Raw genomic sequence first — 10,556 nt, 5'->3', positions numbered from 1 at the left:
TCGATGTGATAAGTATATTTAATCACATTTTGAGTGGCAGGACATGACAGAAGATGAATGATATGAAGCGTCTGCTCTCGTATGCAGGTCCCTACAAGCGGGATATGATTTTCGGAGCAGTGCTGGTATTGGTAGAAACGTGTTTTGAACTTTTTATTCCGATTCTGATTTCCAATCTGATTGACATCGGCGTTGCGAACGGCGATATCCCTTACATTTACCGCAAGGGAATCCAGATGGGAGTCTGCGCGCTCTGTGCGCTTGTGACCGGAATTTTATACGCGCACTTTGCGGCGCGGGCGACGTACGGCTGGGGAGCTGAGATCCGGAAGGCGGAGTATGAGAAAATGCAGCAGTATGCATTTTCCAACCTCGACCACTTTGCGGTATCATCCCTGATCACCCGTATGACGACGGATGTTACCGTCATCCAGAATATGGTAAGCGCCGGCTTCCGCCCGATCACGCGCGGACCGTCGCTTCTGATTATGGGAATCGGCCTTTCATTCTATATGAATCCGCGGCTGGCATTTGTATTCCTTGTATGTACCCCGCTTCTTGGCTTTATTCTCTCCCTGATTGTGCGGAGAGTTGCCCCGATGTACACAAAACTGCAGTCCATGGTGGACCGCCTGAACAACGTTGTCCAGGAGGGGCTGACCGCGATCCGTGCCGTCAAAGCTTTCGTGCGGGATGAGTACGAGGAAGACAAATTCAACGAGGTCAACACCGACCTGACCGCAGCGAGCGAGCAGACGTTCCACTACGCCGTGCTGAATCTGCCGGCATTTCAGGGCGTCATGTATACCGCGATCGTGCTGATTCTGTGGTTCGGCGGAAATATGATTCTGAAAAAACAGCTTGCCGTCGGAAACCTGACCGGATTTCTAAGCTACGTCATGCAGGTCATGAACTCGATGATGATGATTGCAAACGTCTTCCTGCTTCTGACCCGTTCCATGGCGAGCGCACACCGGATTGTCGAGGTGCTCGATGAGAAAATCGTGCTCACCTCGCCGGAAAATGGTGTAACAGAAGTGACAGAGGGCAGCGTGGAGTTTGACAACGTATCGTTTAAATACAAAGAAGAAGCAAAAGAGTACGCACTCTCCGATGTTACGCTGAAGATCAAAGCTGGTCAGACGGTAGGAATCCTCGGAGGAACAGGTTCTTCGAAAACGACGCTGGTGCAGCTCATTCCGCGTCTGTATGATACCAGCCGCGGCACCGTCCGCGTCGGCGGAAAGGATGTGCGCGCGTACGATCTTGCCGCTCTCCGCGATGCAGTCAATATCATTCTGCAGAAAAACGTGCTGTTCTCCGGAACCGTGCGTGAAAACCTGAAATGGGGCAATGTGGATGCATCCGATGAGGAGATCTGGGAAGCATGCCGCGCGGCGTGTGCGGATGAATTTTTGAACCGCATGCCGGACGGCCTCGACACCGTGCTCGAGCAGGGCGCAAGCAACCTCTCCGGAGGCCAGAAGCAGCGTCTCTGCATCGCGCGTGCGCTGATCGGAAAGGCAAAAATCCTGATCTTCGATGATTCGACAAGTGCGGTCGACACGGCAACGGAGAAAAAGATCCGCGAGGCACTGGCGGCGCGGAAGAATGTCACAAAAATTATCATTGCGCAGAGAGTAACATCCGTCATGAATACGGATCAGATCATCATTCTTGATGACGGAAAAGTACACCGGATCGGCACGCACGCTGAACTGCTGGCGGATGACCCGATTTATCAGGAAATTTACGCCTCACAGATGAAGGGAGGAGACGAAAATGGCAGCGAGAGCTTATAGCGGAAAGAAACCAAAGAACCTGAAACACACGCTGCGCGTCTTCCTGTCTTATCTGGGACGGCACAAAAAAATGCTCGCAGTCGTAGCGGTACTGGTAACAATCAGCGCGGGAGCCAACCTCCTTGGAACGTATATGATCCGCCCGGTAGTCAACGGACTGGCGGACGGAGATGTGCACACACTGCTGCGCGGCGTGCTGATTACGGCACTCATTTTCGGGTGCGGCGCACTCGCAGCATACGGCTACACGCAGACCATGGTAAAAGCAGCACAGCAGGTTGTCTTTGATATCCGCCGCGATCTGTTCGAACACGTCCAGACACTGCCGCTGCAGTTCTTCGACAGCAGACGCCACGGCGATATCATGAGTCTTTTCACGAACGATATCGACACGATGGCAGATGCTCTGAACAACAGTTTTGCGATGGTTATCCAGAGCTTCATCCAGATTGTGGGAACACTGACCTTGCTGTATATCCTGAACTGGCGGCTCTCACTGATTGTAACGGTGTGCTACGGTATCATGTTCTGGTATATCAAGTTCAGCGGAAAGCGCAGCAAGGGTTATTATACGAAGCAGCAGAACAGCCTCGGAGAACTGAACGGCTATATTGAGGAGCTGATCACCGGACAGAAAGTCGTCAAGGTGTTCCACCACGAAGAAGAGAGCTTTACGGAATTCTGCAAAAAGAATGAGGAGCTCCGGAAAGCGGGAACCGGCGCGCAGGGGTATGCGGCGACGATGGTTCCTGTCGTTGTCAGCATTTCGTATGTCAATTATGCGATTGTGGCAGTGCTCGGCGGCCTTCTCGCCCTGCACGGAAAAGCCGATATCGGAAGCCTGGCAAGCTACCTTGTCTTTGTCCGCCAGGCGGCGCTTCCGATCAACCAGTTCACCCAGCAGAGCAACTTCCTTCTCTCAGCGCTCGCCGGTGCGGAGCGTGTCTTCGACGTGATGAGCCTGGAGCCGGAAATCGATGAGGGAAAAGTGGAACTGGTCAACGTAAAAGAAGAGAACGGCGCACTTGCCGTCTGCGAAGAGACAACAGGCCGCTGGGCATGGAAGCGCCCGGACGGAACGATGACGGAATTAAAGGGCGATGTGCGTTTTGAAAACGTGGATTTCGGCTACACGGCAGACCGTCTGATCTTAAAGAACATCAGCCTGTATGCCAAACCAGGTCAGAAAATTGCTTTTGTCGGTTCCACAGGAGCCGGAAAAACGACGATCACGAACCTGATCAACCGTTTCTACGACGTCCAGGGCGGCGCGGTTGTCTACGACGGCATTGACGTAAAAGATATCGAAAAAGACGCTCTGCGCCACTCCCTCGGTATCGTTCTGCAGGATACCCATCTGTTCACGGGAACCGTAGCAGAAAACATCCGTTTTGGAAAACTCGATGCCACGCAGGAAGAAATTGAACATGCGGCCAAAATTGCGAATGCGGATTCCTTCATCCGCCGTCTGCCGAACGGCTACGACACGATGCTGACCTCCGACGGAGCCAACCTCTCCCAGGGCCAGCGCCAGCTTCTCGCGATTGCCCGTGCCGCCGTTGCCGATCCGCCGGTGCTGATTCTTGACGAGGCAACATCTTCCGTTGACACCAGAACCGAGGCGCTGATCGAAAAAGGAATGGACCAGCTCATGGAGGGCAGAACCGTATTTGTCATCGCCCACCGCTTAAGCACCGTGCGAAACGCCAATGCGATCATGGTGCTGGAGCAGGGAAATATCGTAGAGCGCGGCGACCACGACGCACTTCTGGCACAGAAAGGAAAATATTATCAGCTCTATCATGGAATGTTTGAGCTGAGTTAAAAAGAAAGGAGTAAAGAGTATGAGAAAATATAACCGTATTTTTCTGATCGTCCTGGATTCTCTCGGAATCGGGGCGATGGCGGATTCGGAGAAGTTTGGGGATGTCGGTGTCAATACCTTCGGCCACATCTGGGAGAGTCAGGGAGGCCTTGAAATCCCGAACCTGCGCCGCCTCGGCATGGGAAATCTCTGCGGTGTGACAGAGGATGAGGCAAAGGGTTACGCCAGAAGACTGAACGAGGCGAGCAACGGAAAAGACACCATGACCGGCCACTGGGAGATGATGGGAATTTACACGACAAAGCCGTTCGTTACGTTCACCGACCACGGATTTCCGAAAGAACTGATCGACGAGCTGGAAAAACGAACCGGCAGAAAGATCATCGGCAATAAGGCGGCGAGCGGAACGGAGATCCTCGATGAGCTGGCAGAGCGCGAGATCGAAAACGGAGAACTGATTGTCTATACCTCGGCGGATTCCGTACTGCAGATCTGCGGCAACGAGGAGACGATGGGACTGGAGACGCTGTATCATTACTGCGAGATTGCCCGTGAGCTGACCATGAAAGACGAGTGGAAAGTCGGCCGTGTCATTGCAAGACCGTACGTCGGAAAGAAAAAAGGAGAGTTCGTCCGCACCGCAAACCGTCACGACTACGCTGTCAAACCGACGGGAAAAACCGTGCTCAACGCGATGCAGGAGGCAGGATATGATGTCATCAGTATCGGAAAAATCAACGATATTTTCTGCGGCGAGGGCATCACGGAGAGTCTGAAATCCAAGAGCAGCGTCCACGGCATGGAGCAGACGATTGAGACGGCAGGAAAAGATTTTACCGGACTGTGCTTTGTCAACCTCGTCGATTTCGATGCACTCTGGGGCCACAGAAGAAACCCGGAAGGCTACGGAAAAGAGATTGAAAAATTCGATGTGAACCTTGGAAAGCTGCTGGAGCAGTTAAAAGACGACGATCTGCTCCTGATCACGGCAGACCACGGCAACGACCCGACTTATACCGGAACGGACCACACCAGAGAACAGGTGCCGCTCCTTGCGTACTCACCGTCTATGAAGGAGAGCGGCCTTCAGGAGACGAAGGACACCTTCGCTGTGATCGGCGCATCCGTTGCAGAGAACTTCGGCGTAAAAATGCCGGAGGGAACGATCGGAACATCGATCCTGGAATCGTGGAAATAAGGAAGCGATGGCGTTTTCAGCTGAGGCGGTAAGAACCTTTCGAAAGTTTCACAAGCTGTCCTTCTTCGAGCAGCTTCTTTAAAACCCGCTGGAGCTGGCGGCGGCTGCAGTGGAGCTGCATGGCCATCTTTTCCACGCCGGAAAACGTCTGATCCGGACAGCGCTCTGAGAGATAAGAGAGGAAGGATTCCTCGAGCGTGGAAAAATTCGACTGGGAGCTGGAATAAAGCATCAGCTTTTCGGTGACAGAGTTTAAAAGATATCGTAAAAAGCGGTTGTCGTTCAGCAGAAGCTCTTTCGTGGAAGCGAGCGGCAGAACAATACAAAGCGCGGTGGTGCGTGCCTCGATCTGGTGCGTATCATCGCGTTTTCCGCAGAATTCCATATCGCCGATGCAGGTAAAGCCGTCGAGATAGCCGATCGGGTAGCTCGTGCCGTCGGCGCGGTTGGCGCTGATCTCGATGGAACCGTCCACGAGGAACGAGAGGTATTCCTCCGGATTCAGCGTGTCGAGCCGTTCGCCCTTTTCAAACTGATACAGAGAAAATGCGAGATCCGGGGTATCGAAAAGAGATGGGATCTCATGTTTCTGAAGATAAAAGTCCAGCAGAGCCGGATCAAAAATTCGTTTCATAGGAAAATCCTTTCACAGAAAAATTTTTTGGAAAACTTTTTCTTTATTGTGACATATGACACAAGAAAAAGCAAGAAAGTCTGCTAAGATAAACCAGAATGAAAAATGTTACAGTTTGCTGGGTACCAGTGAACTGTAACCGAAAAAGAGGAAAGGGGAGTTTTCAAAATGGAAAACGAATTATTTGAGAAAACAAAAGTGTCCAAAGCATATATGACGCTCGCACTTCCGGTCGTGCTCGGCATGGTCGTGTCGCTGATCTATAATATGGTAGATACTTTTTTCATCGCGCGGACCGGAAACACGGCACTGATTGCCGGCGTATCGCTCGGCACACCGATTTTCACGCTGATGATTGCACTCGGTGACATCTTCGGCGTCGGCGGCAGTTCCGTCATTTCGCGCCTCTTCGGTAAAAAAGAGTACGAGGACGGAAGACGGATCAGCGTATTCTGCTTTTACGCAGCGATTGCTGTCGGCATTGCGGTCAGCATCATCCTGCTTGCCGCCAAACAGCCTATCCTTGGCCTGCTTGGCTGTGATGAGACGACGTGGCAGTATGCGGGGGACTATTACCAGTGGATTGCACTCGGCGCACCGTTTATCATCCTGCAGCTGACGCCGAACAATCTTCTTCGGACCGAGGGCTTCGCAAAAGCCTCGATGATCGGAACAATGCTGGGAGCCGTTGTCAACATCATTCTTGACCCGATCTTTATTTACACGCTCGGCATGGGAGCAGCCGGAGCAGCGATTGCAACGGTGATCGGCAACATCTGCGGTGATATTTTCTATGTTATCTTTATGATAAAGAAATGCCGCTATCTCTCCGTCGATTTCCGAAAACTGAAAATGACCGGAGCAGAGGTGCTCGCCGTTCTTGCCATCGGCATTCCGGCATCCGTCACAAACTTCATGCAGAGCATCGGCGTGACGCTGACGAACCGATTTTTGCAGCCGTATGGAACGGACAAAGTTGCAGCGATGGGAATTGCTTTGAAAATTATTATGATTTCTGTTCTTGTGATGGTCGGTTTCGCTTTTGGCGGACAGCCGCTGGTCGGATACAATTATGGAGCGAAAAATAAAAAACGTCTCAGTGAGACGATCCGCTTTGCCTTCCTCCTGGAAGTGCTGACCGGTGCCGGAATGGCGGTTGTGCTCGGTGCGGCGGCTCCGCTTCTCGTGGGACTGTTCTTAAAAGAGGCGGATGTCATTGCAGTGGCCCAGCAGATCCTTCGCGTCCAGCTCATTGGTATGCCGTTTGTTGGTATCGTACTCGCATCGACCTGTATTTTCCAGGCGATCGGAAACGGGGCAGGAGCAATGATTCTTTCAGCAGGACGTCAGGGCGTGATTTTTGCCATTGTAATTTTCTGCGCTTCAAAACTTGCCGGTTTTTCCGGTGTTATTGCCTCCCAGCCGGTTTCTGATTTTCTGACCGCATCGGTGGCTGTGATGATTCTGCTTCAGTGGAAAAAGAAAGAATTTGCAAAATAAGAAAGAACAGCAAAGCTGCTGCGGCACAGCGTTCCGGAACGGGAACCTGCCGCAGCCGCTTTTGGCGTGCGCAAAAAAACAGAATTCCTGCACAGGCGGCCGCTATGTCAAAAACACGTAAAAGTGATGAAAAAACGTCTCTTAATTCGGCAGTATTACGGGATTGCATTCTGAGAAAACAAGATATAAAATGGCATGAGATTCGACAAAAAGGGGAAGCAAAAACATACGACAATAGGGAGGACATCACATGGCAACAAAGAAAAGTGCAGTAAAAGATCTGACAAACGGCAGTCCGGTAAAACTGATTCTGGGGTTTGCACTGCCGCTGCTGCTCGGCATGTTGTTCCAGCAGTTTTACAGCATGGTCGATACGATTATTGTAGGAAAATTCTTAGGCGCGAAAGCGCTCGCGGCTGTTGGAAGCACAGGTTCGATCAACTTTATGATCGTGGGATTCTGTATGGGAGTCTGTAGCGGATTTGCAATTCCGGTTGCGCAGATGTTCGGGGCAGGAGACCGGAAAGCGCTGTGCCGGTATGTAGGAAATGGAGCCGTCCTGGCCGGTATTCTTTCCGTGGTGATGACCGTTCTTGTCTGCATCTGGTGCCGCGACATTCTGATTCTGATGAAAACCCCGTCCGATATTCTGGACGGTGCATACGCTTACATCTTTGTTATTTTCCTCGGAATTCCGCTTATGGTGCTCTATAACCAGACATCAGCAATCATGCGGAGCCTCGGCGACAGCCGCTCCCCACTGATTTTCCTCGGTATCTCTTCAATACTGAATATCGTGCTAGATCTTGCGCTGGTCCGCCCGATGGGAGTAGCGGGAACCGCGTGGGCGACGATTATCGCGCAGGGAGTCTCTGGATTCCTGTGTCTCTTTTATATGAAGAAAAAATTCACCATCCTTGCTTTTACGAGAGAGGACTGGAAGCTGCACAAGCATTATGTGCTTAATCTGTGCAATATGGGAATCCCGATGGGACTGCAGTATTCAATCACCGCGATCGGAAGTGTTATTTTGCAGACCGCTGTCAACGGCCTTGGTTCCACTGCGGTTGCATCTGTTACGGCTGCCGGTAAAATTTCCATGTTCTGCTGCTGCCCGTTCGACGCGCTCGGCTCCACTATGGCGACGTATGCCGGACAGAACGTCGGTGCGAAGAAGATGGATCGTGTCAACACCGGTATTTTGACAAGTTCCATTATTGGAAGCGTGTATTCCGTGGTCATTTTAGGAGTCATGTTTCTGTGGTCCCGCCAGATTTCGCTTCTCTTTGTAGATGCATCTGAGACGGTCATCCTCGACCAGGCGCGTCAGATGCTGCTGATCAACATGGTATTTTACATTCCGCTGACCCTTGTCAATGTCGTACGCTTTACCGTGCAGGGCATGGGCTTCAGCAAATTTGCAATCCTTGCCGGCGTCTGCGAGATGATCGGCCGTTCGGTGGTAGCCTTTTTCCTGGTTCCGTATTTTGGTTACACCGCAGTCTGCTTCGCAAGCCCGGTGGCATGGATTCTCGCCGATCTGTTTCTCGTTCCGGCGTACCTGTACTGCGCAAAAACGCTTCGTTCTCTTTTTGAGAAAAATGCGCAGATGATGTAAGCCGTGCCGCAAGATGGACAAGCTGTTTCAATTCTGGTATAATGGAGCCTGGATTTTAGGAAAGCTGAAAAAGAATCCCATAGAAGAGAGGAAGATATCCTATGAAACAGTCGGTATTAGAATATAAGAAACTTCTGGAGCAGGAAGGCCTTCTGGTGGAATTTGCAGAGCCGGAAGGAAAAGAAGGAGAGGACAGACCCGTTACCCTCGTAACGTATTTTTCGGGCGGAGCGGATCAGGGAACGCTGTTTCTCTGCAAAGGAGCTGCATTCAAAGAGGCATACTTAAAAGACGCCGTAAACCGCGGTGCTGTTGCCTATGTAAGTGAAAAAAAATACGAAGCGGGAAAAGAAATTCCGGCGCTCATCGTCAACGATGCCAGAAAAGCACAGTTTGTGCTGGGTGAGGCGTTTTACGATTATCCGGCAAAGTCGCTGCATGTCACGGCGCTGACCGGAACAAAAGGAAAGACAACGACAGCCTACTACCTGCAGTCGATGCTCGATGCCTGCCTGAAAAAACAGGGCGGAAACGGATGTGCACTGTTAAGTTCGATTGAATATTACGACGGAAAGACGAGAGAAGCATCAACGCTCACCACGCCGGAATCCCTGGAGCTGTGCCGTCATATGCGCAATGCCGTAGATGCAGGCCTTTCCCATATGGTGATGGAAGTATCCTCCCAGGCGCTCAAATACGAGAGAGTCGGAAACACGCATTTTGATACCGCCATTTTCCTGAACATCTCCAAGGACCACATCAGCCCGACGGAGCACAAGGATTTTGATGATTATTTCCAGTCGAAATTAAAGATCTTCGACCGCTGCACCTGCGCCTGCGTGAACCTGGACAGCGACCATATCGGGGAAATCCTGAAAGCTGCGGCAAAATGTGAGCGCGTCGTTACGTTTGGATCGAAAGAAAATGCTGTAATCCGCGTGAGTGATATCAAGCCGGGCAGAGGAAAATTCTATTTCCATGTGGCAGGACCGGATTTCTCGGAAGATTTTACCCTGCCGGTGCACGGAGCCTTCAATGTGGAGAATGCCGTAGCTGCCATTGCGGCTGCCTGGTCGATGGGAATCCCGGTTTCGCTGATCAAGGAAAGCCTCCTTGGCGTCACCGTTCCGGGAAGGATGGAGACGTATGAGAGCAGCGCGGGCGAGGTCACGGCGATCGTGGATTTCGCGCACAATGGCCTGAGTTTTGAAAAAATGTTTGATACCGTAGCACTCGAATACCCGGGGAGCCGCGTAAGCGTTGTGTTCGGAACCCCGGGCGGAAAAGCATTCAACCGCAGAAAAGATATGGGTGAGATTTCCGGAAAACGGGCGGACCGGATTTTCCTCGTACCGGATGATCCGGGAAACGAAGATCCGCAGGCGATCTGTGAGGAGATCGGCGGGTACATAGCAAAGGAAGGTGCATCCTTCCAGATCCGCATGGACCGCGGAGCAGCAATCCGGGAGGCGATTCTTGGCGCCGTACCGGGAGAGGTTGTTCTGATCCTTGGAAAAGGCGCGGACGTGACGATGCACGTCGGAAACGGAAATGTGCCGTACCGGTCAGATGCCGTCTATGCAAAAGAGGCGCTTGCCGAATATGGAAATGCATTTGCCGAAGCGGCAACGGCCCGTGAAACAGAAGAATAGAAGCAAAAACAGAAAAAACAGAGCAAAAAAGACACGGAACAGAAAAATCCGTGTCTTTTTTGCGTCTGGCGGCAGCAGAAATGAAAATCAGACAGGAAATTTGGCGGATACATCCTACAAAATGTAGAAAAGAAGGACAGAAACTAGCCCGTATGACGAAAAGTTGTTAAAAATATAACGAACGAAAGTTAGACGTGTGAAACTAAACACAGAAAGCAAAAACCCGGGAACCATGCGGAAAAAGACGAATTCTGCGGGATGAAGGACAAAGCTGTAAGTTTTTGGACAGAGATTTCGCTTTTAGAAAATAATATTCCCGTTTTGCCG

Annotated in this window: 8 protein-coding genes; 7 read left to right on the top strand and 1 reads right to left on the bottom strand. The window is 51.4% G+C overall.

What is annotated here, in order from left to right; genetic code table 11:
• The first annotated feature begins 62 nt into the window (after positions 1-62).
• The 3 genes from PGS38_RS17210 to PGS38_RS17200 are packed head-to-tail and all read left to right on the top strand — an operon-like array spanning position 63 to position 4,825.
• Positions 63-1,802: an ABC transporter ATP-binding protein gene (locus PGS38_RS17210; protein WP_334294900.1), complete on the top strand. Its 1,740-nt coding sequence runs from the start codon at positions 63-65 to the stop codon at positions 1,800-1,802.
• Positions 1,783-3,627, top strand: coding sequence for an ABC transporter ATP-binding protein (locus tag PGS38_RS17205; RefSeq protein WP_118640235.1), 1,845 nt, complete (start codon positions 1,783-1,785; stop codon positions 3,625-3,627). The genes PGS38_RS17210 and PGS38_RS17205 overlap by 20 nt, the downstream gene beginning before the upstream one ends.
• 19 nt (positions 3,628-3,646) lie before the next feature.
• Positions 3,647-4,825, top strand: a complete 1,179-nt coding sequence (locus PGS38_RS17200) for a phosphopentomutase (protein ID WP_055219378.1) — start codon at positions 3,647-3,649, stop codon at positions 4,823-4,825.
• A gap of 16 nt (positions 4,826-4,841) precedes the next feature.
• Here the strand turns inward: PGS38_RS17200 and PGS38_RS17195 are convergent, their stop codons facing one another.
• The gene (locus PGS38_RS17195) at positions 4,842-5,459 is read right to left on the bottom strand and encodes a hypothetical protein (protein WP_055219376.1); all 618 of its coding nucleotides are present in this window, start codon (positions 5,457-5,459) and stop codon (positions 4,842-4,844) included.
• Between the two features lie 168 nt (positions 5,460-5,627).
• On the opposite strand from PGS38_RS17195, the gene PGS38_RS17190 reads away from it, so the two are divergent.
• From PGS38_RS17190 to PGS38_RS17175, 4 genes are all read left to right on the top strand, one after another.
• A complete protein-coding gene (locus tag PGS38_RS17190; RefSeq protein WP_117509215.1) occupies positions 5,628-6,959 on the top strand; it encodes an MATE family efflux transporter in 1,332 nt (443 codons plus the stop codon).
• The gene (locus tag PGS38_RS17185) at positions 6,932-7,234 is read left to right on the top strand and encodes a hypothetical protein (RefSeq protein ID WP_147326094.1); all 303 of its coding nucleotides are present in this window, start codon (positions 6,932-6,934) and stop codon (positions 7,232-7,234) included. The genes PGS38_RS17190 and PGS38_RS17185 overlap by 28 nt, the downstream gene beginning before the upstream one ends.
• Positions 7,210-8,577, top strand: a complete 1,368-nt coding sequence (locus PGS38_RS17180; protein WP_055219374.1) for an MATE family efflux transporter — start codon at positions 7,210-7,212, stop codon at positions 8,575-8,577. The genes PGS38_RS17185 and PGS38_RS17180 overlap by 25 nt, the downstream gene beginning before the upstream one ends.
• A gap of 101 nt (positions 8,578-8,678) precedes the next feature.
• Complete coding sequence (locus PGS38_RS17175; RefSeq protein WP_055219372.1) at positions 8,679-10,229, top strand: Mur ligase family protein; 1,551 nt, start codon at positions 8,679-8,681, stop codon at positions 10,227-10,229.
• Positions 10,230-10,556 lie beyond the last annotated feature (327 nt).

Origin of the sequence: Fusicatenibacter saccharivorans (genome assembly GCF_027667425.1) — a bacterium.
GTDB lineage: Bacteria > Bacillota > Clostridia > Lachnospirales > Lachnospiraceae > Fusicatenibacter > Fusicatenibacter saccharivorans.
Note: the sequence above shows the minus strand (reverse complement) of the source record. Positions and strands in the feature narration are given on the sequence as shown.

Excerpts from the sequence above, each read along its gene's own strand:
- PGS38_RS17210 (WP_334294900.1), top strand. The coding sequence starts at position 63 with ATGAAGCGTCTGCTCTCGTATGCAGGTCCCTACAAGCGGGATATGATT.
- PGS38_RS17205 (WP_118640235.1), top strand. The coding sequence starts at position 1,783 with ATGGCAGCGAGAGCTTATAGCGGAAAGAAACCAAAGAACCTGAAACAC.
- PGS38_RS17200 (WP_055219378.1), top strand. The coding sequence starts at position 3,647 with ATGAGAAAATATAACCGTATTTTTCTGATCGTCCTGGATTCTCTCGGA.
- PGS38_RS17195 (WP_055219376.1), bottom strand. The coding sequence starts at position 5,459 with ATGAAACGAATTTTTGATCCGGCTCTGCTGGACTTTTATCTTCAGAAA.
- PGS38_RS17190 (WP_117509215.1), top strand. The coding sequence starts at position 5,628 with ATGGAAAACGAATTATTTGAGAAAACAAAAGTGTCCAAAGCATATATG.
- PGS38_RS17180 (WP_055219374.1), top strand. The coding sequence starts at position 7,210 with ATGGCAACAAAGAAAAGTGCAGTAAAAGATCTGACAAACGGCAGTCCG.
- PGS38_RS17175 (WP_055219372.1), top strand. The coding sequence starts at position 8,679 with ATGAAACAGTCGGTATTAGAATATAAGAAACTTCTGGAGCAGGAAGGC.